Origin of the sequence: Acinetobacter sp. CIP 51.11, from assembly GCF_000369665.1 — a bacterium.
Taxonomy (GTDB): domain Bacteria; phylum Pseudomonadota; class Gammaproteobacteria; order Pseudomonadales; family Moraxellaceae; genus Acinetobacter; species Acinetobacter lwoffii_S.
Map to the genome: position 1 here is coordinate 656,066 of NZ_KB850129.1, position 24,968 is coordinate 681,033.

At 42.6% G+C, this 24,968-nt stretch carries 24 protein-coding genes and 1 tRNA gene; 12 read left to right on the forward strand and 13 right to left on the reverse strand.

Annotated features, from left to right (window positions below; translation table 11 throughout):
* Positions 1-135 precede the first annotated feature (135 nt).
* From F894_RS06925 to glnA, 5 genes are all read right to left on the reverse strand, one after another.
* Entirely contained in the window at positions 136-399 is a 264-nt protein-coding gene (locus F894_RS06925) for a hypothetical protein (RefSeq protein WP_005246848.1), read from the reverse strand.
* 136 nt (positions 400-535) lie between these two features.
* Positions 536-1,414 carry a 4-hydroxybenzoate octaprenyltransferase gene (ubiA, locus tag F894_RS06930; protein ID WP_005107417.1) on the reverse strand — a complete coding sequence of 293 codons (879 nt, stop codon included), beginning with the start codon at positions 1,412-1,414 and terminating at the stop codon, positions 536-538.
* 5 nt (positions 1,415-1,419) lie between these two features.
* On the reverse strand, positions 1,420-1,926 hold the full coding sequence (locus F894_RS06935; protein WP_005107418.1) for a chorismate--pyruvate lyase family protein: 507 nt from the start codon (positions 1,924-1,926) through the stop codon (positions 1,420-1,422).
* A 2-nt stretch (positions 1,927-1,928) separates the two neighbouring features.
* Complete coding sequence (locus tag F894_RS06940; RefSeq protein ID WP_004279642.1) at positions 1,929-2,204, reverse strand: hypothetical protein; 276 nt, start codon at positions 2,202-2,204, stop codon at positions 1,929-1,931.
* A gap of 90 nt (positions 2,205-2,294) precedes the next feature.
* Positions 2,295-3,710 carry a type I glutamate--ammonia ligase gene (gene glnA / locus F894_RS06945; RefSeq protein WP_004279641.1) on the reverse strand — a complete coding sequence of 472 codons (1,416 nt, stop codon included), beginning with the start codon at positions 3,708-3,710 and terminating at the stop codon, positions 2,295-2,297.
* Between the two features lie 807 nt (positions 3,711-4,517).
* Between glnA and F894_RS06950 the strand changes: the two genes are divergently transcribed.
* The 7 genes from F894_RS06950 (at position 4,518) to F894_RS06980 (ending at position 9,941) form a co-directional block, all read left to right on the forward strand.
* Entirely contained in the window at positions 4,518-5,102 is a 585-nt protein-coding gene (locus F894_RS06950; RefSeq protein ID WP_004646400.1) for an anthranilate synthase component II, read from the forward strand.
* Positions 5,103-5,111: 9 nt separating this feature from the next.
* A complete protein-coding gene (gene trpD, locus F894_RS06955) occupies positions 5,112-6,158 on the forward strand; it encodes an anthranilate phosphoribosyltransferase (RefSeq protein WP_005246849.1) in 1,047 nt (348 codons plus the stop codon).
* A 20-nt stretch (positions 6,159-6,178) separates the two neighbouring features.
* On the forward strand, positions 6,179-6,985 hold the full coding sequence (gene trpC / locus F894_RS06960) for an indole-3-glycerol phosphate synthase TrpC (protein ID WP_005246850.1): 807 nt from the start codon (positions 6,179-6,181) through the stop codon (positions 6,983-6,985).
* Positions 6,986-7,182: 197 nt separating this feature from the next.
* Positions 7,183-7,866 carry a Smr/MutS family protein gene (locus F894_RS06965; protein WP_005246851.1) on the forward strand — a complete coding sequence of 228 codons (684 nt, stop codon included), beginning with the start codon at positions 7,183-7,185 and terminating at the stop codon, positions 7,864-7,866.
* 93 nt (positions 7,867-7,959) lie between these two features.
* A complete protein-coding gene (gene folE, locus F894_RS06970; RefSeq protein WP_171065034.1) occupies positions 7,960-8,508 on the forward strand; it encodes a GTP cyclohydrolase I FolE in 549 nt (182 codons plus the stop codon).
* A gap of 323 nt (positions 8,509-8,831) precedes the next feature.
* Positions 8,832-9,266 carry a hypothetical protein gene (locus F894_RS06975; RefSeq protein WP_005246853.1) on the forward strand — a complete coding sequence of 145 codons (435 nt, stop codon included), beginning with the start codon at positions 8,832-8,834 and terminating at the stop codon, positions 9,264-9,266.
* A 114-nt stretch (positions 9,267-9,380) separates the two neighbouring features.
* Complete coding sequence (locus tag F894_RS06980) at positions 9,381-9,941, forward strand: DUF4385 domain-containing protein (RefSeq protein ID WP_005246854.1); 561 nt, start codon at positions 9,381-9,383, stop codon at positions 9,939-9,941.
* Between the two features lie 10 nt (positions 9,942-9,951).
* Here the strand turns inward: F894_RS06980 and F894_RS06985 are convergent, their stop codons facing one another.
* The 5 genes from F894_RS06985 to hemE all read right to left on the reverse strand — a co-directional run bounded on the left by F894_RS06985 (position 9,952) and on the right by hemE (position 16,010).
* The gene (locus F894_RS06985; RefSeq protein WP_005246855.1) at positions 9,952-11,349 is read right to left on the reverse strand and encodes a diguanylate cyclase; all 1,398 of its coding nucleotides are present in this window, start codon (positions 11,347-11,349) and stop codon (positions 9,952-9,954) included.
* 198 nt (positions 11,350-11,547) lie between these two features.
* Positions 11,548-13,434 (reverse strand): Lnb N-terminal periplasmic domain-containing protein, encoded by a 1,887-nt coding sequence (locus F894_RS06990; protein WP_005246856.1) that lies wholly within the window; start codon positions 13,432-13,434, stop codon positions 11,548-11,550.
* Positions 13,435-13,511: 77 nt separating this feature from the next.
* Entirely contained in the window at positions 13,512-13,982 is a 471-nt protein-coding gene (locus F894_RS06995) for a DUF3015 family protein (RefSeq protein ID WP_004279577.1), read from the reverse strand.
* A gap of 143 nt (positions 13,983-14,125) precedes the next feature.
* Positions 14,126-14,929, reverse strand: coding sequence for a DUF817 family protein (locus F894_RS07000; protein WP_004646389.1), 804 nt, complete (start codon positions 14,927-14,929; stop codon positions 14,126-14,128).
* A 10-nt stretch (positions 14,930-14,939) separates the two neighbouring features.
* The gene (hemE, locus tag F894_RS07005; RefSeq protein ID WP_005246858.1) at positions 14,940-16,010 is read right to left on the reverse strand and encodes a uroporphyrinogen decarboxylase; all 1,071 of its coding nucleotides are present in this window, start codon (positions 16,008-16,010) and stop codon (positions 14,940-14,942) included.
* Positions 16,011-16,215: 205 nt separating this feature from the next.
* Here hemE and F894_RS07010 point away from each other — a divergent pair, with 205 nt between their 5' ends.
* The 4 genes from F894_RS07010 (at position 16,216) to F894_RS07025 (ending at position 20,466) form a co-directional block, all read left to right on the forward strand.
* Positions 16,216-17,439: a L,D-transpeptidase family protein gene (locus F894_RS07010; RefSeq protein WP_005246859.1), complete on the forward strand. Its 1,224-nt coding sequence runs from the start codon at positions 16,216-16,218 to the stop codon at positions 17,437-17,439.
* Positions 17,440-17,618: 179 nt separating this feature from the next.
* Complete coding sequence (locus F894_RS07015; protein ID WP_005246861.1) at positions 17,619-18,317, forward strand: pirin family protein; 699 nt, start codon at positions 17,619-17,621, stop codon at positions 18,315-18,317.
* Between the two features lie 335 nt (positions 18,318-18,652).
* The gene (locus F894_RS07020) at positions 18,653-19,624 is read left to right on the forward strand and encodes a methyltransferase (RefSeq protein ID WP_005246862.1); all 972 of its coding nucleotides are present in this window, start codon (positions 18,653-18,655) and stop codon (positions 19,622-19,624) included.
* Between the two features lie 95 nt (positions 19,625-19,719).
* Positions 19,720-20,466 carry an IS5-like element ISAba31 family transposase gene (locus tag F894_RS07025; protein WP_005246863.1) on the forward strand — a complete coding sequence of 249 codons (747 nt, stop codon included), beginning with the start codon at positions 19,720-19,722 and terminating at the stop codon, positions 20,464-20,466.
* A 143-nt stretch (positions 20,467-20,609) separates the two neighbouring features.
* Here F894_RS07025 and F894_RS07030 read toward each other — a convergent pair.
* The 3 genes from F894_RS07030 to F894_RS07040 form a co-directional block, all read right to left on the reverse strand.
* Positions 20,610-20,699 (reverse strand) — tRNA-Ser (locus tag F894_RS07030).
* Between the two features lie 87 nt (positions 20,700-20,786).
* On the reverse strand, positions 20,787-22,823 hold the full coding sequence (locus tag F894_RS07035; protein ID WP_005246864.1) for an NADPH-dependent 2,4-dienoyl-CoA reductase: 2,037 nt from the start codon (positions 22,821-22,823) through the stop codon (positions 20,787-20,789).
* A 150-nt stretch (positions 22,824-22,973) separates the two neighbouring features.
* The gene (locus F894_RS07040) at positions 22,974-23,327 is read right to left on the reverse strand and encodes a hypothetical protein (RefSeq protein ID WP_005246865.1); all 354 of its coding nucleotides are present in this window, start codon (positions 23,325-23,327) and stop codon (positions 22,974-22,976) included.
* A gap of 248 nt (positions 23,328-23,575) precedes the next feature.
* Here F894_RS07040 and argG point away from each other — a divergent pair, with 248 nt between their 5' ends.
* Entirely contained in the window at positions 23,576-24,916 is a 1,341-nt protein-coding gene (gene argG, locus F894_RS07045) for an argininosuccinate synthase (RefSeq protein ID WP_005246866.1), read from the forward strand.
* Positions 24,917-24,968 lie beyond the last annotated feature (52 nt).

A 24,968-nucleotide genomic window follows, 5' to 3' on the forward strand; every position in this document is an offset into this window, starting at 1 on the left:
TTTTAGAGTTCGGATTGCTTAGTTACGAAATATCAAATATCTACAATCAAGTGAAATAGTTTTCGACAAACGATGTAACTATCTACTACACAGACATTTGCAGTATTAGATAAGTGCAAAGGGATTTTAGATAGATTAAGGTGCTGTTGCACTACTTTTAGACACAGCTTGTGTTGAATTTGCCTTAGCATCCTGCTCTGCTTTGAGCTTTTCCGCAGCTTCTCGTGCTTCAATACGTGCAATCATATCTGCCTGCTGCTGCTTGTATTTTTCCTGATTTTTAGCATCACTATTCACTGCAAGAAATGCCATACTAATTAAAAATACCGGAATACAAAGTGCAAGCGTACCGAAGATCAATAGCTTTTTGATACTGCGGGGCTGTGGCTGCTCAGACATAACAAACCTGCTTTAATTTCGTCATTTAATTACACTGCCCAATATAACAAAATAAAGTCATAGCTCAAGCCTTATAGATTAGGCAATAACAAAAGCATCCTTATAGGACGCTTTTTTCTCAGTCGATAGACAGTCACTACCTCAAAGCCAGTAGTATTCCTGCAAAAATAATCAGTCCAATCCAGCGGTTATGCCTAAACGCCCAGAAACACAAATGTGGATTTTTATCTCGAGTTTTAAACCATTGGTAAATAAAATCGAGAGCGACAACAATTAATGCAGCCAAACCAAATGGAATCAGTAAATTTTCTAGCCAAAGTGCTACAGCAATCAAAAGAATACTAATGGCCTGCAAAGCGCTAATGATCTGAATATCATATCGACCAAATAAGATCGCGGTTGATTTCACCCCAATCTTTAAATCGTATTCACGATCTGCAATTGCATATTGGGTATCATAGGCTACGGTCCAGGCCAGATTACCAAAATATAGAAGCCAGCAGGTTAAATCCGGCGTTTGTCCAACTGCGGTATAAGCCATCGGAATCGACCAGGAAAATGCTGCACCCAAAAAGACTTGAGGTAAATGGGTATAGCGCTTCATAAAAGGATAAATAAACGCTAAAAATAAAGCCCCAAATGACCAGTAAAAAGTTTCGATTGGCAGAAAAAATAGTAGGCAGGCACTGGCAGACACCAAAACCAGAAATACCATCACAGCTTCTTTGGCACTGATAATCCCAGTCGCTAGCGGACGGTTTTTAGTACGCTCCACATGTGCATCGACTTTACGGTCAGCAAAATCATTAATGGCACAGCCTGCCGCCCGCATAAAAATCACACCCAAAATCATGGGAATTAAAATTTCAATACGTGGCATTCCCTGAGCTGCAATCCACAGCGCCCACATGGTAGGCCAAAAAACCAGTTCAGTCCCAATCGGTTTATCAAAACGACAAAGATAATAATAGGCGCTAAGACGCTCACGCCAGGTGATTGCTTGTGCGGTTGCCATAAAAATCAAGCCCGTGAATTTTGTATAAAGTGTTCAAATGCCGGTAAAAATGTTTCTTGTACGATAAATTTACAGCCGTGCCAAGTATAGCAGCTCTGACGGGTCCAGCCCTCATCTAAAAGTACCACCCGACGCTGGCAGAGTGGATTGGTGCGCTGAAACAGAAACAAGCCAATCGGTTTGGTGCCAATATGCTGAAAAATTCGGGCTTTTTTTTGCAGGCTTAAAATCGGAAAGATGCTTTTGGCTTTCACCCAAGGAGACTGTTCCGAGCCGTAGAGATAACTTTCACGCACCCAGGAAGTATGCTGATGTGACATCTGCATCCATTTGGCATTGGCAAAGCTTAAACGCTGAAAATGCTCTTGAATTGGCTCGACATGGAATTGTCCTTGCGCCAAATCGGTCAGTTGTTGCGTGAGTGAACCCGATGCATACAGCCACGGTTTTAACTCAACAGGCAGAGTTGACAGCAACACACGCTGATTTTGATTTCTAGAACGACTATTCATTGTTAACAGTTATCTGTTTTTGCAATGATTTCATATTTGCCTTGTGGGGTTTTAATTAAAATAAAACCTTCAGCACTCAAATAAAATGATTCTGGATAAGCATAATCCAGCGCTATTTCAGGATTTTTCAGCGCCACAAATTGAGCCTGCTTATAACCCTCGGGAGTCCGCCCCACTTCAAGATAAGTCACTTCAGAGAAGTTCAACTTAAAACCTTTGTTATGATCTTTTGGATCAATCCATGGATAAAAGCTGGTGTGCTTTTTACGTTGTGCCATTTAAGCCCATCAATCATTTAAAATTATAAATAGATGATACAAAAAAACCCGCGACATGCGCGGGTTTTCTTCGCTTTAATTCGTGATGAATTACAAGCTGTAGTACATATCAAATTCAACTGGGTGAGTAGTCGTGTTTAGACGACGAACTTCTTCAGTTTTAAGCTCGATATAAGCATCAAGCATTTCTTTCGTGAACACGCCACCTTTTAACAGGTAATCATGATCCGCTTGAAGTGCTTCAAGCGCCATATCCAGGCTATGCGCCACTGTAGGGATTTTTGCTTCTTCTTCCGGTGGAAGATCGTACAAGTTCTTGTCAGCAGCTTCACCTGGGTGGATCTTGTTTTGAATACCGTCAAGACCAGCCATCAACAATGCCGCGAAACCTAGGTACGGGTTCATCATTGGATCTGGAAAACGCGCTTCAATACGCTTGCCTTTCGGGCTAGACACGTAAGGAATACGGATAGATGCAGAACGGTTACGCGCTGAGTAAGCAAGCATAATCGGTGCTTCGAAATGTGGAACCAAACGCTTATACGAGTTTGTAGAAGGGTTAGTGATCGCATTCAAAGAACGGGCATGTTTAATTACACCACCGATGAAGTACAACGCCATTTCTGAAAGGCCTGCATATTCATCACCAGCAAACAGGTTTTTGCCGTCTTTAGAGATCGACATATGCACGTGCATACCAGAACCGTTATCGCCAACCATTGGTTTAGGCATAAAGGTTGCTGTTTTTGCATATTGATGCGCAACGTTCCAAACCGCATATTTGAACTGTTGAACTTCGTCTGCTTTACGCACCATGGTATTGAAGCTCACACCAATTTCTAACTGGCAAGAAGCAACTTCGTGGTGATGTACTTCTACACGACCTGGACCCATGATGTCTTCGATACGCGCACACATGTCTGCACGCATGTCATGTGAAGAATCTACAGGAGGAACTGGGAAGTAACCGCCTTTTACGCGTGGACGGTGACCAGAGTTACCGCCTTCGTAGTCTTTGTTAGTTGACCAAGCAGCTTCTTCAGCGATCAATGTATGGCGCGCGCCAGACATGTCGATTTCCCATTTTACTTCGTCAAATACGAAGAATTCTGGTTCTGGACCAAAGAATGCAGTATCACCGATACCGGTAGATTTCAAATATTCTTCTGCACGGCGCGCAATCGAACGTGGGTCACGATCATAACCTTGACCAGTTGATGGCTCGATGACGTCACAAGTTACAACAACTGTTGGCTCTGCAAAGAACGGGTCGATAAAACCTGTTGCCGCATCCGGACGTAAAATCATGTCCGATGCTTCGATGCCTTTCCAACCTGCAATTGAAGAACCGTCAAACATTTTGCCGTCTTCAAATGTATCTTCATCAATACTGTCTGCTGGGTAAGTGACGTGTTGCTCTTTACCCTTGGTATCAGTAAAGCGAAAATCGACCCATTTTGCGCCACTTTCTTGTATGAGTTGAAGGACCTTGTTCGCCATGCTCATTTTGCTCCGATGTTTTTGTTGCACCCGTGAAGTGCGTGTTAGCAGTTGATAGTTATTAAGCAATTACCGTACCAACTTTTAAAAGTATAGATAAAATCTTGAAATCTTTATAAGAAATCATGAAGTGACAAAAATACTTTGCGGCTATTATACTAGCTGCAAAACTAAATGCACTATATTCAAGCATTCTTCATTTATTTTATTTCAGCTTTATTTTTTAGCGCACCTAAATAGTGCATGTGTCTGTAAAAATGTATGAGAAACATAGCTTTTTATAGCAAATATGCTGCTTTTTCTTACTTTTGTTAAGTTTTTACTTGTTTTTGGCTAAAAATTGAGCATTTTTTAGTAGATATCAGTAAAGAAAGTTTTGTGATTCATTTAGGGATGTATGCCTATTATGAGGCATTTTCTTTAAATCTACTTTCAATAGAAAAGTTTATACAAAGCTTAATTATTCAAGTGATGTTTTTTTCATCAAACTTTTAACCTCTCTTTGATCTTATTTTTCATTTTTAAGTTTTACTCTAAAAAATACTCATTTAAAACTTTCTCTGAGTAAGCCTATTACTTTAAATCATCATAAAAATTTTATTTAACTTTCTACAAGTTTTTAAAGCTATTAAATTGGGCGAAATTGTTGCGCCGAATGCAGCTATTTTTTGCTATGATGAAGCGTGCTTTATTTTCACACAATGAAATCAATGATTTAGTTGTGTCAGGCAAGTGCTTGCAACACGTATAAATAAAGTACGATCTGGACAACATTAGCACAGTTAAGTGCATTAATTTCAATAGGTTAAGCTCATGCTTTTAATGATCGACAACTATGACTCCTTTACTTATAACATCGTCCAATATTTTGGCGAACTGAATCAAGAAGTAAAAGTAGTCCGTAATGATGCCGTGACATTGGAAGATATAGAGCGATGGCAACCCAAGTATTTAGTGATTGGCCCCGGCCCGTGCTCGCCAAGTGAAGCAGGGATTTCTATTCCTGCCATTCAGCATTTTGCTGGAAAAATTCCTTTACTGGGCGTTTGTCTTGGTCACCAGAGTATTGGTCAGGCATTTGGCGGTGATATCGTGCGTGCCAAACGTGTCATGCATGGCCGTCTGTCTGATATGTACCACAGTGATACCGGGATTTTCAGCAATCTTCCTTCTCCATTTCCTGCAACGCGCTATCATTCCCTAGTGATTGATCAAGCCACCTTGCCCGAATGTCTGGAAGTGACGTGTTGGACCAATGAAGCGGATGGCTCTATGGAAGAAATTATGGGTGTAAAACATAAGACATTGCCGGTCGAAGGCGTGCAGTTCCATCCTGAATCGATTCTGAGCCAGCATGGTCATCAAATCTTTAAAAACTTTCTCGAAATTTATGCCTAAGAACACCTTATGAATATTCAACAAGCTTTAAGCAATATTACTAAAAACATTCACCTGACTCAGGATCAAATGCAAGACGTGATGCATGCCATCATGTCAGGTGAAGCGACCGATGCCCAGATTGGTGCCCTGCTGATGGGCTTACGCCTTAAAGGCGAAAGCATTGATGAGATTACCGCAGCTGCACGTGTCATGCGTGAACTTGCCACTAAAATTGATGTCAGTGACATTCCTTATCTGGTCGATATCGTCGGTACAGGCGGTGATGGTCAAAACCTGTTTAATGTCTCTACTGCTTCGGCATTTGTAATTGCAGCAGCGGGCGCCACCATTGCCAAACATGGTAACCGCGGCGTTTCGACCAAATCAGGTTCGTCAGATTTACTGGAACAGGCGGGGATTAATCTTGACCTGAACATGCAGCAGACTGAACGGTGTATCCGTGATGTCGGTGTCGGCTTCCTGTTTGCACCCAATCATCATCAAGCCATGAAATATGCAATCGGCCCACGTAAAGAATTAGGGATTCGCAGCATTTTCAACTTACTTGGCCCGCTTACGAATCCGGCCGGAGTAAATCGTTTAGTCATTGGGGTATTTTCCAATGAACTCTGCCGTCCTATTGCCGAAGTCATGAAACAGCTCGGTGCTGAACATGTGATGGTGGTACATTCACGTGATGGGCTGGATGAAATCAGTATTGCCTCCTCAACTCATGTTGCTGAACTGAAAAATGGCGAAGTTACCGAATGGGACATTATTCCTGAATCGGTCGATATTGAGTCGCAAACTCTGACCGGACTGATTGTGGAAGATTCTGCGCAAAGTCTGGCTTTGATCAAAGACGCGCTGGGCAAGAAAAAATCAGACATCGGTGATAAAGCCGCGAACATGATCGCGCTGAATGCCGGCGCGGGTATTTATGTCTCCGGTTTAACCAGCAGCTATAAGCAAGGTGTTGCGCTGGCACATGACATTATTTACGGCGGTCAGGCACTTGAAAAAATGAGTGTGCTGTCTGAATTTACCAAAACCATTAAACATTACGAAGCTTAATTCGGTCAGGGATTTTGATCATGGTGGATATCGCAAACACAATTTTAGGCAAGATTGTTGACCGTAAAAAAGAAGAGTTTGCCCTACGTTTAAAGCAGAAAAGCTATAAAGATCTGGAAGAACTGGCACAAGGTGCATCACCTGTGCGTGGTTTTGCCCGGTCTTTAGTGTCGAAACGTCCGGGTGTCATTGCTGAAATTAAGAAAGCGTCACCATCTAAGGGCATTATTCGCGAGAACTTTAACCCTGCGGAAATTGCAGCACAGTATCAGGAGGCAGGTGCAGCCTGTTTATCGGTGCTGACCGATGTAGACTTTTTCCAGGGTCACGATGACAACATTCAGATTGCCCGTTCACATTGCGACCTGCCTGCACTGCGCAAAGACTTTCTGATCGATCCTTATGGAGTTATCGAAGCACGTGCTCTGCATGCAGACTGTATCTTGCTAATTGTGGCTTGCCTGTCTGATCAGCAGTTAGAAGAAATGTCTAAAACTGCATTTGAACATCATCTGGATGTACTGGTTGAAGTTCACGATGAAGAAGAACTATCCCGTGCTTTAAAACTTTCTGATCGTTGTCTGCTCGGTGTAAATAACCGTAATTTAAAAACCTTTGATGTGGATTTAAACACATCATTACGTTTGAAAAAATTACTGGACCCTTCACGCCTGCTGGTGACTGAAAGTGGTATTGCCACACCTGCGGATGTTGCGATGATGCAGAAAAATGATATTCACGCCTTTCTGGTCGGCGAAAGCTTCATGAAACAGCCACGTCCGGATCATGCTTTCCGCGATCTGTTTGGTGAGCCTGAAGCGGTTTAAAATGTAAATGCTCACCTAAGCATTAAAAAAGCCCAATCTCAGGATTGGGCTTTTTTATTTTCAATATTGAAAAGTAGATCATAGATTCTCGAGCGTATTTAAAATCCTCAGCAATTTCATGAACGCAATTCAGTTCTCCTTTGTCTATTTTCAGACTATAATTCTTGTAAATTCCGCATCTCCCTTGTTTTTACATTATGAGTAAACACGATTCTTCATTATCTAAAGATCAGTACAACCTGCTGAAATCTTTTAAGAAGCAAATTACACAGCCGCAAACGCCTGCGGTCGTTGCTGCACCTGTTGAAAAGACTGTCGAGCAAGAAGCGTTAGAAGAACTGGAATTATTCCGCAAGCAAATGCAGGGCGTACAAAAAATTGAATCGGGAAATACGGTTCAACTGGACAAACCACGCAAGAAAAAGCCGGATGCACAAATCTTGGCAAAGCGTGCAGCGGCTACTGGCCCGCTGGAAACAGAGGCAATGGCTTTATCAGATACTCAGGCCATGCTCAATCCTGTCGGCAGTCAGGCCAACTTGAGTTACCGCATTGCCACCTTGCAGCATAAAGTGTTTGAAGACTTGAAAGCCGGTAACTTGCGCTGGTTTGAAGCTGTGGATCTGCATGGCTGTACTGTGGAAGAAGCGCGTCAAGCCGTGCTGCAGATTATTCAAATCGCCAAAGATGAAAACCAGAACGTGATTAAAATCGTACATGGTAAAGGTCCAGAAGCGATTTTAAAAACCTATGTCAACGGCTGGCTGCGTCAGCATCGCGATGTTTTGGCATTTGTCAGTGCACCTGAAAAGCAAGGCGGTACCGGTGCGGTATTGGTTTTGCTCAAACGTGCAGAAAAGAATCCAAAGTTCAAACAGTAAACGGTTTTAGCCTCAAAACAAGGCATTGTAAAAGTTTTCTGCTACAATGCCGTCCTTGTTCATTCTCAGTTTAAGTGAATACGTCATATGACTATGCAGCAATCCTACGCAAACATTCTTACTGCCGTTGGCGAAGATCTAAATCGCCCTGGTCTCAAAGATACGCCTGTGCGCGCTGCGAAAGCATTTTCATATTTAACCTCGGGTTATAGCCAGACACTTGAAGAAGTGACCAACAAGGCGGTCTTCCCTTCCGATAACCGTGAAATGGTACTGGTCAAAAACATCGAATTTTATTCGCTATGTGAGCATCACTTATTGCCATTTTATGGCCGCGTACATATCGCCTATTTGCCAGAAGGTCATGTTTTAGGCCTGTCTAAATTTGCCCGCATTACTGAAATGTTTGCACGCCGTTTACAAATTCAGGAAAATCTGACTCAGCAAATTGCAGAAGCCGTGGCTGAAGTCACCAAAGCACGTGGTGTTGCCGTAGTCATTGATTCTGCGCACATGTGCATGATGATGCGTGGTGTAGGCAAGCAGGAATCAACCACACGTACGGTATCATTTATTGGTGATTTTAAAACCGATAAAGAAACACGCCGTGAATTTTTAAGTGCGGTTCCAGAAAGCTATTAATTATTAAAGCTTAAAAATAAGTTACTCAAAGCCTCGATCATTCGGGGTTTTTTGCTTTTAAAGGAAGAGGATATCAATACTTAATTCAAAAGCTCACTTGCTATAAATAACACCTGGTAACAGGGTTTAAAGACCTGTCCCAAAACTTGCTATGTTTCAGTCTAGAACTCAAACAATTCCTGCTTGTGTTTGCAACAAGCCTACACTTGGATACACGATAAAGTTTTAATCCTGCCGCTCTCCCATTAAAGTAATTTGAAGTTGATATACAGCAAAGCGCTTTATATCTTTCTGATTGATTTTTAATGATAAGGAAAGTAACCATGGCGAATAGTAAAAATAACCAGGCGAAAGACAGCAAAAAATCAGCAAAAACTGCTAAAAAGACCCAAGATGAGAAACTGAAAAAGCCGAATAAGAGTAGTGACAAAGACAGTGATCGCAAAGTCACTAAAAAAGCGGCGAGCAGTAAATCTAAAGCGGCATCTTCTAAGAAAGACAATGCCAGCAAAGATGAAAAAGTGAAGGCGAAGAAAAATTCAAGCTCAAAGGCCAGTGATAAAGCGAAAGACCAAAAGACCTCTTCCGCGAAAAAACCGGCTAAAGCGAAAAGCAGCAACAAGAGTAAAGACGACACTAAAGTGAAAAAGTCTTCTTCAAAAAAATCAGCACCTGCTAAAAAGCAGTCGAGCAGCTCCTCTAAGAGCAAGTCAACCAAGGCTAAAACCTCGAAGACCAGTTCAAAAAAATCGAAGTAAAATGAAAGCCCCTAGTTCTAAATGCCAGGGGCTTTTCTGTGTCCTGCCCTTTCATTTTTATAATTTGTATTAGCTGAAATATTGAGCAATTTTAAATTTCAGAAAAGGCCGAATATGAAGCCATCTGCCAAAGTAGCGCCACCAAAACGTCCGTCACGTGTAGTTTCGAATAGTTTTGATTATTCTCTGGACTTTGCAAAGGTTAATTTCCGCAAACGACCGGAGCTCTACCGGATTGGCCGTGGTGAACAAGGTGTATTACTGGTTGAGCCTTATAAATCAGAAATCCTGCCGCACTGGCGCTTTGCAGATGAAGAAAAAGCCCAAGCCAGTAGCGAGAAAATCTATCAGCTTTTTCTAGACTATTTAAAGCAAGAAGATTTTATCGGTGCGGACATGGCACGCAAGTTTTTACAGATGGGTTTTACCCGTGCCCGGCGTTATGCCAACCATAAAGGTGGCAAAAAATACGATGGCCCGGTTCCGGAAGACAAAAAAGGTTTAAGTGGCGCGCATGGCCGTTCAGAGCTACCGCGCAATCAGGAAGACCCGGTTAAAGCCGCTGCTGCCAAAATCTTTAAACAGAAATGGGATGAAGCTAAAAATCATCCCGAATATCTTCAGCAAAAAAAGAAATTTCAGGAATTTATAGAGCAGCAGTCTGCAACTGGATAAAACCTTTTATTTAAACAGAGAGTGGCTGTGCGACTGGGTTCAAGGACTGATGAGCCATATAGACTCTGTTACGCCCGTTGTTCTTCGCCATATACAAGGCAGAATCTGCCGCATTCAGGAAGCGCTGATAATCCGGATGTCCATCATAAAGCACACAACCAATACTGACCGTAAATTTAAACTGCTGGCCTTGTGCCGAATTAATCATGCCATTTTCAATATATTTACGAATACTTTCGGCAATATTCAGGGCACGTTTCTCATCAGTATCCACCAGTAACAGCAAAAACTCTTCACCGCCGACCCGAAAAGCATAATCACTGCCCTGACTATATTTTTGCAATGCTTCGGCCAGAAATTTCAAGGCCAGATCACCTGCTGCATGTCCGAATTTGTCATTAATACTTTTGAAATAATCAGCATCGATAGCAAGTAAAGACAAAGGCGTATGATTCTTACGAGAAAAAGTGATTTCACGTGAAATAATCGTATTCAAATAACGGCGATTCAGTAACTGGGTCAATGAATCATTACCTGATTCAATATATTCGGCCACCTGAAATAACTGGTCCACCAGCAGCTGAATTTCGCGGTTCAAGTCACGGATCTGCTGGATTAGTCCCAGCATATTGTTTTTGTCCGTACAGTCCATGATCTCTTGATTAAGTTCATCGACTTGATAAATTCGTTCAATGATTAAATCGACCTGGTCAGAGCCGGTAAAAGCATAAGAGGCTTTATGGATAAACCATAAACCAAACTCCGACTTGGACAGCATCGGATGATTCAATTTCTCATGCTCAGAAAAGACCTTGAACATAAGCTCATTTTCCCAGTCCAGCAATGAGCTGCGCTGTTTATCTTTTTGTACGGCCACATCCTGCATCGCTGAAAAAACACGATAACTGTGTTTAATTTCCTGATTCATGGCTGTTTTGGCCTCATAAGATCGGCACATGACTTCTGTGGCAAATCCCATGATCTGGACAATATAACTGCAGGTAGTCAACATACTGTGGTGAGGATTTTCATCCAGCAGTTCAAACATTTTACGCTCAATTTCACGTACACCGCGCATGATCAGCCAGGACGGAATTCCGACACGCGCATGCACATGTCCCACCATCGCCTGTTTCTGCACGGCATCGGCATAGCGTTTATTAATCCCCACACTAAAGCTTTCAAGCAGCCAGGCATTTAAGGTGTCGTGCAAGCGCTGTTGAATCAAGTCATCGGAAAAGAATTCTGCAGATTCCTTTTCAATGAGCATGTTTTTATAGAATTCTTCCACCAGAATCAGGGAATGATCTTGAATAAAATGAAAGGCATGCAATAAGTCATCAGATGAATAATTTTGACAGATCTGTTCCCATTGCTCGGCCAGTCTTGCCATGCATTCATTATTCATACTGTCTGTTCCCCAAAACCTTGCAATTTGCACTCACATTATGTGATAAATATAACAAATATCAGGTATTTTTCCTAAAATATCGACCAGATTATTTGCACCAAACCCAGCTAATCTTTTTATGCAAGGGAAAACCGAACAGTAGCCTCACAGATACACAGCACTTTATGAATAGTGTTGATCAGTTTTAACTAAATCTTAAAAATACCGGATCAAACCAAGACTCCATTGATCCCAGTCTTTGGACTGTTGTTGCTGATATTCCCAAGACAGCCGAAGTGCATGTTGTGGATTGAATGCATATTGGAGTTCAGTATTCAGTTTCAGCTGCCAGCGATGCGAATCTTCCCAATAAGGCAGTTCCACCTGCACCAGACTGTTAATCTGATCGCTCCAGATATTCTGACAACCCACGGTGGGGCCTGCACCTACGCGCCAGCCTTGATCAAGTGACTTACCTGCCTGTAGCTGAGTTTGCATTTGTGCATAACATAGATATTCACGGCTGGCATTTGCCCAGCTATAACCGGCCTGAGTTTTTAAGCTGGCGACGCTATGCTGTTCATCTTCACTAAACTGGCCATGCGCATCCAATGCCTCCTGTCTCCAACCCAGATTAAAACCCCAGGATAACGGCGTATTAAACGGATTGACCGGGTTATATGAATTGACGGTAAATAGATCCAGATGTTCCAGCTTGAGTTCACTGTCACGATATTGCAAAGCCCCATCCAGAAACAGCAACTGTGTACCGATACGAAAACCGCCTTGCGGATCAATAAGATCATGATAAGCTTGCCGATGCCCTAGCTGGACAAAGGATTCACCCTGAACCTGTCCGGCCTGAAGACTGATATTCCGTGCATGATGGCTTTGTACCGGGTCTATTTTTGGACGTTCAGGCGCTTTACGCTGCTTCTCGATATTCAGCTGACTTCTTAAGCCTAATAACTTGCGAAAACGTGGCTGGGAAAATGATTTATCGACTGTTTGTCGGAGAAAGTCCAGATATAAATGATCATAGGCCATTTCCAGAATTTTGGCCTGATCTTCTGCCGGATAGGGCTGCAAGATTGAAGGCATTGCACCTGTTTCTGCATAAGCCAGCTGATGCGCAGTTTTTGCCAGCGCTTTGCCATGCTGTCTGGACTGTGCCAGCAATTGAGTTTCAAGCGCCGGACGGTAAACTTTCTGTTTGATCAAGCCCTGCTGTTCTACTACTTTTAGTGTTTCAATCGGAATCGCAGTCGAATTAAACTGTTTCTGTAGATTTAGCTCGGGACGTACCAGATCAAACAGTCCCAGTAGGCGATAAGCGCAATTATCACTGATAAAATAATAAGGGAAACTTACATTTTGCATTTCCCAGAGATGCTGTACCAAAAACCTGGTTTCTTGCGGACTTAAGTTTAATTCATATTCCCACAAATCCCGGCTTTCAAAGTCACCATACTCTTTGACCTTGCGGTAATACGGCATCAGTGAATATTCACCCGGATATTGTCCAGTCAGCCCTTTCCAGGCAAAGGACCAGTTGTCATTGCCATCGACCGTCGCAGCATAGTTGACCGCATAAGAAATCAGATTGAGTTGTTGCTGGTCTTTAGGGTCCAGACGCAACAAGGTATGACCAAACATCGAGCTGGGATTACCCATAAAATCCGTGGCATAGATCAGGGTTGCCTGATAAGGCTTGACCTCGCCAATCCATTTATCCAAATCCGGGCAACTGACCGCAGGCAATTGTTGCTCGGAAATATTCAATTGCTGCATTAACCAGCTGCTGCGTGCAGGAAACTTACAGCGGACGGACTGATTCGGCTCTGCGCTCAGGAATAAAGCCTGAATGTTATGCTGCATTTCTTTTTTTAGATCAGTTTTTCCCTGCTCTGCCAGGAAATAGCCCGAATAGTTAACCTCGCTATGACCTTGGGGATTGGCATACATGAGACGTTGCCAGGTAGTGCTCTGATCCAGACGCTGAGTTTCGGCCTGAGCGATATAATGCTGGATGTCTGGATTAATTTCGCTAGAAAAACTTAAAGGGCTGAATGTCAGGCCCAACATGAAGAACGCATATTTCATTCAGTTAACTTATTCTCATCAATTTCTTTTAGTCATAAGAAAACCCTGCCAGAACAGCAGGGTTTTTAGGGTGCGGATCAGATGTAGGATTTCAATACTTCATCTTTGGCCATCACAGTTTGTAAGGTGCTTAAAACTTGTAATGTATTCTGGTTTTCTTCGGAATAAATTTCAGAGAAATTCTGCTTGGAAACGCTAAAGAAACGAGCTTTATCTTCAGATTTAATATTCAAAAGTTCAGCCAGAACATTCAGGCTTTCACCCTCTCCAACTGCCATATCACGCGCCAATGCTTCAGCGTTTTCATTGGTAAAGGTCACCACTTGAGCGGTTACGGTACCGCCCTGGCTACAACCTAAAGTACCAAAAGTGATCCCGAGCCACTGATTCGTGAACAGAACGTTGGTCGTACCTGCAAAGAGTTTAGGAATAATACCAGACTGACCCGCCCACACCTGGCTTCCGATACCACAACCGACATCTCGGTCAGCCATCGCCATGCTTGAACCAGTCGCCAATACCGCCGCCAGCATAATTTTTTTCAACATAGTTATTCTCCAATTATTCTCATGCAATCTTTGTTATTACTCTAATAATGTAATTTAAATTACATACTCAGCAGAGTAGCGACAAGTCAAGTTTGGCGCAATTGAAAAAATGTATGCTTTACATAAACATAACCTGATTGATTTTACTGTTCCTTGAGCGCCCAATCGCCTTGTGAATTACGCTGTCCCAAGATTTTCAGTACTAACACCAGACTCAGCAATAACAACAAATACCAGGAGCCCAGTTTGCCCCATCCCACCATATGCCATTGCTCAATCTGGCTTGGATAGAGCCAGATCTGGTAAAAGGTACTGATGTTCTCGGCAATCCAGATAATAAACGCCAGAATCAGCAGTACGGGTAACATCGGCAACTGAAAAGTATGCCGATTCAGCTGAAAGCGAATTCTGGTTTTCCAGAACATCAGCACGCTCCAGACAAATAAAATCACCCGATAATCGGGAATAAAAAACTTGCTCATAAAGTTGATATAAGACAAGACAGCCAATGTCAGCATATGGCTAAAACGCGGCAATTTTTCAAATGAAACCTGATATAGACGTAAAGAGCGCGCAAAAAAACTGCCGACCGCAGAATACATAAAACCGGCAAATAAAGGCACGGTCAGGATTTTAAATATTGCGGGTTGAGGGTAATGCCAGGAAGCAATTGCCGGATGGGTCAGGAAGATTTCCATCACCATGGCCATGAGATGAAATAACGCAATCACTTTGGCTTCAGCCCAGGATTCCAGTTTGGTATAGAGCAATATCACCTGAATCAGCAAAGCAAAAAAAAGCAGATAGTCATACCGGTAAAAACCAAAGAAGAGATCGCTGCCCATAGAAGCAGTCAGCGCAAAAGCGAGCAGGAGTAAAATCCCAAATAAGGCAGCCGAAGCTGCCTTATAAGTAAATTCAAACCCTGATTTGAATAGATCGATCAAGGTTTACATCCTAAAGATATTTGGCACTATACTCATGTACGGTATCAATAAATGCTTTTGGATTCGCCGGATCAACCCACTGGGTAATACCATGACCTAAATTGGCAACATAACCGGTTTTCTCGCCATTGGCATAGGCATCATCCAGCATGGCTTTTGTCGCTTTAATGATGGTGTCTGATGAACCATATAAAGTTGCAGGATCCAGGTTACCCTGAAGTGCTGCACGACCAGCAACCGTTTGACGAGCGACATTCAATGGCGTGGTCCAGTCCAGACCAAATGCATCTGCGCCTGTCGTAATCATCGGTTCCAACCATTGACCGCCACCTTTGGTAAACAGAATTACCGGAATCTTGCGGCCGTCTTTCTCACGTTGCAAACCAGCGACAATCTTCTGCATATAGTTCAGCGAGAACTCGATATATTCACGATGTGCTAATGCCCCACCCCAACTATCAAAGATCTGTACCGCTTGTGCACCCGCATCGATCTGCGCATTCAAATATTCAGTCACTGCATCAGCCAGACGATCCAGTAAAGCATGCAAAACTTCAGGCTGCGCATACATCATCTGTTTGGTAAAACGGAAATCCTTGCTTGAACCGCCTTCGACCATATACGTTGCCAGAGTCCATGGACTGCCTGAGAAACCAATCAGAGGAACCTGACCGCCCAAGGCTGAACGAATGGTCGAAACGGCATTCATCACATAATCCAGATCCGACTTGGCATTAAATGCAGGCAGATTGGCGACATCCTGTTCGGTACGGATGGTCTTGTGAAATTTCGGGCCTTCACCGGCTTCAAAATACAGCCCCAGTCCCAAAGCATCCGGAACCGTCAAGATATCCGAGAATAAAATCGCGGCATCAAGATCATAACGGCGTAAAGGCTGCAAAGTTACTTCACAGGCCAGTTCAGTATTCTTGCAAAGCGAAAGGAAATCTCCTGCCTTGGTACGCGTTTCGCGGTACTCAGGCAAATAACGGCCAGCCTGACGCATCATCCATACTGGCGTAGCATCTACAGGCTCACGCAACAATGCGCGCAGAAAACGATCATTTTTTAAGGTCGTCATTCACATTCCCATCTTTCTTTGACATTGCCAACATCATAGCAAAAAGGCCGCAGTTTTAATAACTTCTGGCAACTTTAAAAACCGATCGGATTGAACGGCAACCTAGTGATTTACACAAAACAACTACTGCATCTCCACATTTTTTCTGTAATACTTATAGTGTTTTTTCACATAGTTAAAGAAATAATTCTTAAGGTTGAGTTACATGTTCGTTCGCACAATGCTCGCTGTGAGTCTAGGTTGCATTTTCGCAGGTCAAGTTTTTGCCGCGTCTACTGCTGAACAACCATTAAAACCCCAAGTGGTGACTGATGTTGCAGTGCAAGATCCGATTGATCCATTAGCAACTGAAGCTTCAGCGGCCCAAGCAGCGCCTGCAGAAGCGCAAATTACCGCACAAGAACAACAAGACTTAAAACAGGCATCTGAAGCGCTGAATGAGCTACAGGATACCGAAGATCAGACTGCTTCTATTGGCGCAGCACCAAATACCAAAGCATCGACTAACTCTGCAGCGACCAAAGCTTCGTGGACTTTAGATGGCTTAAATAATGCCCAGTGGTATGAAAATATCGGTGCAGGTCAATTCCCAGTTTACGCACGTGCACATGTCATGCTGAATAATGCCCATGCATCACCGGGGGCGATTGACGGAACCAGCGGTAAAAATACACTAAAAGCCATTGCATCTTTCCAGCAAATGAATGGCATTAAACCGACAGGTGTTTTGACTCAGGAAACCTGGGATAAACTAGTTGCACGTCAGGGTTCTAAGCCAGCCTTTGTTGAATACACCATTACTGAAAAAGATCTGGCAGGCCCATTTGCCAAGTCTATTCCTTCAGATTATGCGTTACAGGCGAAAATGAAAGGCTTGTACTACACACGTGTCAGTGAAATGTTGAGTGAAAAATTCCATATGGATGAGAATTTCTTAAAGAAACTCAATCCAAATGCTAACTTTAATAAAGTTGGTGAAAAATTACTGGTCAGTAATGTACGTAATGACTTGCCTGAAGGTATTCACTTGATTGTTGCACATAAAGGCGCGAAACAACTGTACTTATTTAACAGTAAAAATCAAATGATCGCGTCATTCCCTGCCACCATTGGTAGTGCAGATACACCATCTCCGACCGGAACCTATAAAGTAACAGGTGTTGCACCAAACCCTTGGTACAGCTACTCACCTTCTAACTTTGTACAAGGTAAAAACTTAAAACCACTATCTTTACCACCAGGTCCTAACGGTCCTGTCGGGAATATCTGGATTGGTTTAAGCAAGAAATCATTCGGTATTCACGGGACACCAAACCCGTCTACCATTTCGAAAACAGCGTCACATGGTTGTATTCGTTTAACTAACTGGGATGCCAATGATCTTGGCCGTAAAGTCAAATCTGGCGTAACGGTTCGTTTCTTAGAATGATGATTGGTCTAACGATTTGAATAAAATAGCCTGCTTTTGAGCGGGCTTTTTTATTCCTTATGTTTACTTTCAGCTATGTCGTTGCAAAAATGCAATGATCTGTCGCCCATTTGAGATTTTTTCAGTTATAAAACGACAGTATGATGATCTCAAGTTAAAAATAATGTCGAGATGAAATCATGAATGCTTTTCTACATCCTAGCGAAAATCGTGGTCATGTAAAAATGGGCTGGCTAGAGTCTAAACACAGCTTCTCATTTGGTAACTGGTATAATCCAAAGTATATGGGTATCAGTGCTTTACGCGTGATTAATGATGACCTGATTGATGGTCATCAGGGTTTTGGCACACATCCGCATGACAATATGGAAATCCTGACCTGTGTGCTGAAAGGAACCATTACCCATCAGGACAGCATGGGCAATCATGGCGGAATCGCTGCGGGTGAATGGCAAGTGATGAGTGCAGGAACAGGTGTGCGGCACAGTGAAATGAACCAAGGCGACGAACAGGTCCATTTACTGCAAATCTGGATTATTCCAAATGAACGTGATGCCAAGCCGAACTATCAGCAAATCCGTCTTGACCCGCATGAGCAACCGAACCAGTGGCATTTGATTTGTGGTCCGAATGACAATGCACCGATGCATATTCGTCAGAATGCCGAAGTCAAAACTGCGGTGATTCAGCAAGGCCAAAGTCTGGAAGTGAAAGCGACCCAGCATATTAATTATGTACATGTTGTTTCTGGCACTGTCCAGATCGCTGAACATACAGTGGAAGCGGGCGGCGCAATTGCTTTTCTAGATGATACAGAAATTAAAGCAAGCGAAGATGCGCAAGTGATCTGGTTTGATTTGCCGGAAGTACCCAACTAAGCTTTTAAAGCTCTCAGCTCTAATGGCTATTGATCCCAGTGATTAATAGCCATTTTTTATACATATAATCGTAAATAAGAAATAATAGGTGGCAATATCATAATAAGGTTTCCTAACCAAGAAAATTATGCCTGCTACCTATACAAATCCAACCAATTCTCATCACATTTTTACCTAAGCAATGCATTATTTAGGTGAATATAAACTGATCCATTTCTATGGAATCCAGTGCTGTATAGCTTTGATCATTCACGACTGGTTTGATATTGTCTTTTGCAGGCATAAAGTGAATTAATCTTTTGATGTAGGTTAAATAAATAGAAGAGCATATCCGTATGAACCAAATTTTAGAGATTCAAAGCAGCCCGCAGCAAGCTTTGCTTTATTTATTAGCCTTTTTAAAACAACAAGATTATCAGTTTACGACCATTACACCGCTTTCCCACCAGCGAATTCTGAATCGAAAAAAGAATGAAATTTATAAGCACAGAACCCATCAGGATATCTTTGGCTGGAATCTAAACTTTAAAAAAACTGATCTTGATCCCGTTCTGTTTGAATTATTGCAAGAACATCAACTTCTACAGGTTCAGGAAGATCAATACTTGAGTCAGATTCGAGTTTCTTCACTCGATGGCGAACTCTTTATTCATTCAGCTTTTCCGACTACTCAGCAAGATGCGGTATTTTTTGGTCCGGATACTTATCGCTTTATCTATCATCTCAAGCAATATCTAGCTGCTCAGACTCACCCTTTCAAACGGGTCGTGGAAATGTGTTGTGGCACTTCAGCAGCCGCAATCAGTATTGCCAGACATTTTCCAGATGCTAATGAAATTATGGTTGCAGACCTGAATCCCAAAGCCTTGCTCTATAGCCAGATTAATATCAGTTTTGCCGGCTTAAACCATATTCATCCGGTGCAGAGTAATTTATTTTCCAATCTTGATGGAAAATTTGATCTGATTTTTGCTAATCCACCGTATTTAATTGATCCCGAACAACGTCAATATCGTCATGGCGGTAATGCGCTGGATGGCTGTGATTTATCATTCAGGATTATAAAAGAAGGTCTACAGCGCCTGAATTCTGGCGGACATTTATTTCTATATACCGGTGTGACCGTGACTGAACATGGCAATCTGTTTTTGCAGCATCTTAAAGATTTGATGAAACAGCATCAAAATATAATCTGGTCCTATGAAGAAATTGACCCGGATATTTTTGGTGAAGAACTGGAACAACCAGCTTACCAACATGTGGAAAGAATTGCGTTGGCATTAATCAAAATTGAAGTAGGCAATTAAAGAATATTTATTAATTAGGGTGTGTTGACACTTTTAGCTTAAAAAAATAGCGAAGTAGTAAAATCAAATCGCCAAACCCAATTTTACTATTCGCTATGCCTCGTACCATGCTGACAGATCAACACTGGCAAAAGTTGAAAGTTATTCTGCGTAATTTATCCATTCACCACAACTCAAATTTACGCAATTTTATTGAAGCTATTCTCTATAGAATTAGAACAGGCTGTCCGTGGCGAGATATTCCTTGTTGTTTTGGTCATTCAAACTCTATTTTCAAACGTTTTAATCGTTGGTCAAGCAGCGGTAAGTTACTTAGATTATTCAAATTACTAGCCTCATGCCCCGATATGGAGTGGATTTTTATTGATGGCTCTCATGTACGTGCTCATCAACATTCTGCCGGCATAGCGAATCAATCTACTTCTAAAAGTGTAGGAGGAAACTCCTCAAAAATACATTTGATTGTTGATGCACATGGCAATCCTATTGATTTCATGATTACCGATGGAACCACACATGATGTTAAAGTTGCACCTGATTTAATATCAACATTAGATTTAAAAGAGACAAAAGTGGTATGTGCAGATAAAGGCTATGATTCAGAACCACTGCGTGAACAGATCAGGAAAACAGGGACTAAAGCGAATATACCAAAGAAAACAAATAGCCAATCGAACAATGATCATATGGACTGGTATTTATATAAAATCAGGCATTTAGTTGAAAATATATTTTGTAGATTAAAGCAATTTAGAGGAATAGCTACTCGATATGACAAGCTCAAAAGAAATTATCAAAGTTCTGTTGCTTTAGCCTGTATATTTTTATGGCTACCTTTATAGGGTTAATTATGAACAGTAAATGTCAACAGACCCTATGGAATTTTAAAATTTTGACTTTGTTCGCTATCAGCTTATTTTAAATCGTTTTATTAAAATCATAGAAATAAAAAAACCCCAATCTTTCGACTGGGGTTTTAAAAATTTGGCGGAAGCGGTGAGATTCGAACTCACGGAGGACTCACACCCTCGTCGGTTTTCAAGACCGGTGCATTAAACCGCTCTGCCACGCTTCCATGGGCGCAATAATACGGAGCTTTTGTCCGGCTGACAAGTGAAAATTACAGTGAATGCAATCAACTGCATATAGTTTCATCAAATCCTTACAGTTTTGCTGCTAATTCCGCTCCCTCACGAATGGCGCGCTTGGCATCGAGTTCAGCAGCCAGTTTTGCACCGCCAATAATATGATACTGCGCCAAGGTATTCTCCCCAGCACTCGGCATCAGGTCTTTCACCGATTCCTGACCTGCACATACCACAATGGTATCCACACGCAATAATTGAGCATGGCCATCTACCTCAATCCATAAGCCTTCATCCGTGACAGATTTATATTGCACACCGCGCAACATCCGCACGGCATGTTTTTTTAACTGGGCACGATGTACCCAGCCTGAAGTCTTGCCTAGTCCTGCGCCAAGCGGTGTCTTTTTACGTTGTAATAGATAAATTTCCCGTACTGGAGGTTCTACTTCAGCACGCTGTAACCCGCCTTCAGTCACATAATTTGGATGAGAATCTACACCCCATTCACGCTTCCACTCATCCACAGGTTGCGGCTGTATTTGATGCGGTGGCTTTAATAAAAACTCGGACACATCAAAACCGATCCCGCCTGCGCCAATGACCGCAACACGATCACCGACAGGTGCGCCACGTAGCACTTCTGCATAAGATAATACTTGTGGTGCCTGACTGCCTTCGATATTCAAGGCACGCGGCACAACCCCTGTAGCCACAATCACCTCATCAAAACCCTCACGCTCCAACTGCTCGCGGTTGACTCGGGTATTGAGACGCAGATCAACTCCAGTTTTTTCTAGCTGCACTTTAAAATAACGAATCGTTTCGTGAAACTCCTCTTTCCCCGGAATGACTTTAGCCAGGTTGAACTGTCCGCCTACTTCATGACTGGCCTCAAACAGCGTCACATCATGCCCGCGACTGGCTGCGACAGTAGCCGCTGACAGACCTGCAACACCACCACCAATCACTGCAATACTTTTCGGTTTTTTGGTTTTGACATAGACCAGTTCGGTCTCATAAGCGGCACGCGGATTGACCAGACAGGTTGCGCGCTGGTTTTTAAAGGTATGATCCAAGCAAGCCTGATTACAGGCGATACAGGTATTGATTTCATCAACACGATTGGTTGCGGTTTTGTTGACCCAGAAAGCATCGGCCAAAAGTGGACGTGCCATCTGTACCATATCTGCCTGACCAGAGGCCAGAATCGCCTCGGCAGTGTCTGGCATATTGATCCGGTTAGAGGCAATCACCGGCACCGAAACATGTTTCTTAACTTCAGAAGTGTAATCGACAAAAGCAGCTCGAGGCACGGAAGTCACAATAGTTGGAATACGTGCTTCATGCCAGCCAATCCCGGTATTGAGCAAAGTAATTCCTGCCTTTTCCAAAGCTTTAGCTACGGTAATCACTTCCTGCATGGTATTGCCATCATGTACCAAATCGAGAAGTGACAAACGGAAACAGATAATAAATTTCTCACCAATTTCAGCGCGAATCGCTTTAACAATTTCTACGGCAAAACGCATCCGGTTTTCAATCGGGCCGCCCCAACGGTCAATACGCTGATTGACATGACGACTTAAAAACTGATTCAGCAAATAGCCTTCAGAACCCATGATTTCCACGCCATCATAGCCAGCCTTTTTGGCAATGATGGCAGTTTTCACATAATCCTGAATGGTATTCAGGATCTGTTTATCTGACATTTCACGCGGTTTAAAAGGAGAAATTGGTGATTTGATCGGGCTGGCCGAAACCACAAAAGGCTGATAGCCATAACGTCCGGCATGCAGAATCTGTAAAAGAATTTTAGCACCATGCTTATGCACTGCATGTGTCACCAGACGATGTGGTGCAATATCGCCCAAGGTATTCATGGTACCGCCCGCCGGCAACAGCCAGCCTTGACGGTTTGGCGATATTCCACCTGTAATCAGCAGACCCACACCACCCTTTGCACGTTCGCCAAAATAAGCTGCCAGTTTAGGATAATTATAAAAGCGATCTTCCAGACCAGTATGCATCGATCCCATTACCACCCGGTTTTTAATGGTGGTGAAACCCAGATGAAGTGGTTTTAAAATATTGGCATAGCGCGTCGTAGTCATAACATATCCCTGATTTTTATTTGGCTAATAGCTTAAATCTTATAAAGGTACTTTAACTGATTTTTAGGGGCTTTTTATGACTATCAGGTCTGCATTCTCAGGCACAAATACCAATTGGTGGCATATTTATATCGAACCTTCGCAATTAAATTATTGCTGCCATTGCCTTGCACTGGATTTCCATAATGCAATCGCACCCAATACTGTCCCAATCGGAAAACTGAACAGCATGAGGATTGCCATCACTCTGGATAAAGTCCGTCCTGAACCATTGCCCTGCTTCACCTTGATACTGGCCTGTATATTAAAAAACATCAGCAAGCCTAAAAGCAGCAGCACCACACCTAAACTCAGCATGGAAATACTGGATTGCTGATATTCAAGATATAAAAACAGCACTGTACTAAAACCAATCAGGCCGGCATAAATCCCATGTAACAGTGCCAGCGTTTCATTCTTAGCTTTAGGATTTAAATTAGGTAAAGGTGGAATGCGAGTCGTCATGCTTTTATTCCTGTTTTATCTGATTTTTAACTTTATTCGGCTGAATATAACCAATTTCTTCCGTTTTCAGCAGGATTCTGGTGAAAATCGTGCGATTTATGATTATTTAAGCCTATTGAATAGAGATTTTAAAACGAGTTTTTCTTTTCTAAAGCAAACCTAAATAAATTAATGATACAATTGATGCAATATGTATTTTTTCAGGCCACCAATTCTGGCGTGCCTATTTCATATCATTAGGATGAACAATGTCTGATAATGCAACTATCTTGCAGAATGTCCCAGTAGGTAAAAAAGTTGGTATTGCCTTCTCTGGTGGTCTAGATACTTCTGCTGCTCTTTTGTGGATGAAACAAAAAGGCGCTGAACCTTATGCTTACACAGCTAACTTGGGTCAGCCAGACGAAGACGATTACGATGCGATTCCAAAAAAAGCTGAAGCTTATGGCGCAGTAAAAGCACGTTTAATCGACTGCCGTTTACAGCTTGCATTAGAAGGTATTGCTGCAATTCAATGTGGCGCGTTCCATATTTCTACAGGTGGTATGCCTTATTTCAACACGACGCCATTGGGTCGTGCAGTAACTGGCACCATGCTGGTAACTGCCATGAAAGAAGATGATGTTAACATCTGGGGTGACGGTTCGACTTATAAAGGCAACGACATTGAACGTTTCTACCGTTATGGCTTGTTGACCAATCCTGCGCTTAAAATTTACAAGCCTTGGTTAGACCAAACTTTCATTGACGAGCTGGGCGGCCGTGCGGAAATGTCACAGTTCCTGATCGACAATGGCTTTGACTATAAAATGTCAAAAGAAAAAGCCTATTCAACTGACTCAAACATGCTGGGTGCGACACACGAAGCCAAAGATCTTGAATACCTGAATGCAGGCATCAAAATCGTTGAGCCAATCATGGGCGTTGCATTCTGGAAAGATGACGTAGAAGTAAAAGCTGAAGAAGTATCGATTACTTTTGAAGAAGGCTTCCCGGTTGCCATCAACGGTCAACGCATTGAAGATCCAGTTGAGTTCATTCTTGAAGCGAACCACATCGGTGGCCGTCACGGTCTAGGTATGTCGGATCAAATCGAAAACCGGATCATCGAAGCGAAATCTCGCGGTATCTATGAAGCTCCGGGTATGGCGCTGCTTCACATTGCTTATGAGCGTCTGGTAACGGGTATTCATAACGAAGATACGATTGAACAATACCGCATTAACGGTTTACGTTTAGGTCGTTTGCTGTACCAAGGTCGCTGGTTCGATTCTCAAGCGCTTATGCTACGTGAAACTGCACAGCGTTGGGTCGCTAAAGCAGTTACCGGTACTGTAACGATCGAACTGCGTCGTGGTAATGACTACACCATTATGAATACTGAATCTCCGAACCTCACTTATGAAGCTGAGCGTTTGACTATGGAGAAAGGTGATTCTATGTTCTCGCCGATGGATCGTATCGGTCAGTTGACCATGCGTAACCTCGACATCACGGATACTCGTGCTAAACTGGGCATCTATACAGAGACTGGTTTACTCGCAGTTGGTTCAGCATCTGCAGTGCCACAACTGAAAGACAAAAACTAAGTTTTAGTCATTTAAGTTGCATAAAAAACCGCTCCTGATGAGCGGTTTTTTA

What these genes read in the sequence shown, in the direction of transcription:
- F894_RS06965 (WP_005246851.1), top strand. Translation starts at nt 7,183, where the DNA reads ATGAGTAAACACGATTCTTCATTATCTAAAGATCAGTACAACCTGCTG.
- F894_RS07035 (WP_005246864.1), bottom strand. Translation starts at nt 22,823, where the DNA reads ATGACTACGACGCGCTATGCCAATATTTTAAAACCACTTCATCTGGGT.
- folE (WP_171065034.1), top strand. Translation starts at nt 7,960, where the DNA reads ATGCAGCAATCCTACGCAAACATTCTTACTGCCGTTGGCGAAGATCTA.
- ubiA (WP_005107417.1), bottom strand. Translation starts at nt 1,414, where the DNA reads ATGGCAACCGCACAAGCAATCACCTGGCGTGAGCGTCTTAGCGCCTAT.
- F894_RS07010 (WP_005246859.1), top strand. Translation starts at nt 16,216, where the DNA reads ATGTTCGTTCGCACAATGCTCGCTGTGAGTCTAGGTTGCATTTTCGCA.
- F894_RS06995 (WP_004279577.1), bottom strand. Translation starts at nt 13,982, where the DNA reads ATGTTGAAAAAAATTATGCTGGCGGCGGTATTGGCGACTGGTTCAAGC.
- F894_RS07025 (WP_005246863.1), top strand. Translation starts at nt 19,720, where the DNA reads ATGCCTCGTACCATGCTGACAGATCAACACTGGCAAAAGTTGAAAGTT.
- F894_RS07040 (WP_005246865.1), bottom strand. Translation starts at nt 23,327, where the DNA reads ATGACGACTCGCATTCCACCTTTACCTAATTTAAATCCTAAAGCTAAG.
- glnA (WP_004279641.1), bottom strand. Translation starts at nt 3,710, where the DNA reads ATGAGCATGGCGAACAAGGTCCTTCAACTCATACAAGAAAGTGGCGCA.
- F894_RS06940 (WP_004279642.1), bottom strand. Translation starts at nt 2,204, where the DNA reads ATGGCACAACGTAAAAAGCACACCAGCTTTTATCCATGGATTGATCCA.
- F894_RS06990 (WP_005246856.1), bottom strand. Translation starts at nt 13,434, where the DNA reads ATGAAATATGCGTTCTTCATGTTGGGCCTGACATTCAGCCCTTTAAGT.
- F894_RS07015 (WP_005246861.1), top strand. Translation starts at nt 17,619, where the DNA reads ATGAATGCTTTTCTACATCCTAGCGAAAATCGTGGTCATGTAAAAATG.
- F894_RS06950 (WP_004646400.1), top strand. Translation starts at nt 4,518, where the DNA reads ATGCTTTTAATGATCGACAACTATGACTCCTTTACTTATAACATCGTC.
- F894_RS06925 (WP_005246848.1), bottom strand. Translation starts at nt 399, where the DNA reads ATGTCTGAGCAGCCACAGCCCCGCAGTATCAAAAAGCTATTGATCTTC.
- F894_RS07020 (WP_005246862.1), top strand. Translation starts at nt 18,653, where the DNA reads ATGAACCAAATTTTAGAGATTCAAAGCAGCCCGCAGCAAGCTTTGCTT.
- trpC (WP_005246850.1), top strand. Translation starts at nt 6,179, where the DNA reads ATGGTGGATATCGCAAACACAATTTTAGGCAAGATTGTTGACCGTAAA.
- hemE (WP_005246858.1), bottom strand. Translation starts at nt 16,010, where the DNA reads ATGACGACCTTAAAAAATGATCGTTTTCTGCGCGCATTGTTGCGTGAG.
- F894_RS06975 (WP_005246853.1), top strand. Translation starts at nt 8,832, where the DNA reads ATGGCGAATAGTAAAAATAACCAGGCGAAAGACAGCAAAAAATCAGCA.
- argG (WP_005246866.1), top strand. Translation starts at nt 23,576, where the DNA reads ATGTCTGATAATGCAACTATCTTGCAGAATGTCCCAGTAGGTAAAAAA.
- F894_RS06935 (WP_005107418.1), bottom strand. Translation starts at nt 1,926, where the DNA reads ATGAATAGTCGTTCTAGAAATCAAAATCAGCGTGTGTTGCTGTCAACT.
- F894_RS06985 (WP_005246855.1), bottom strand. Translation starts at nt 11,349, where the DNA reads ATGAATAATGAATGCATGGCAAGACTGGCCGAGCAATGGGAACAGATC.
- F894_RS06980 (WP_005246854.1), top strand. Translation starts at nt 9,381, where the DNA reads ATGAAGCCATCTGCCAAAGTAGCGCCACCAAAACGTCCGTCACGTGTA.
- trpD (WP_005246849.1), top strand. Translation starts at nt 5,112, where the DNA reads ATGAATATTCAACAAGCTTTAAGCAATATTACTAAAAACATTCACCTG.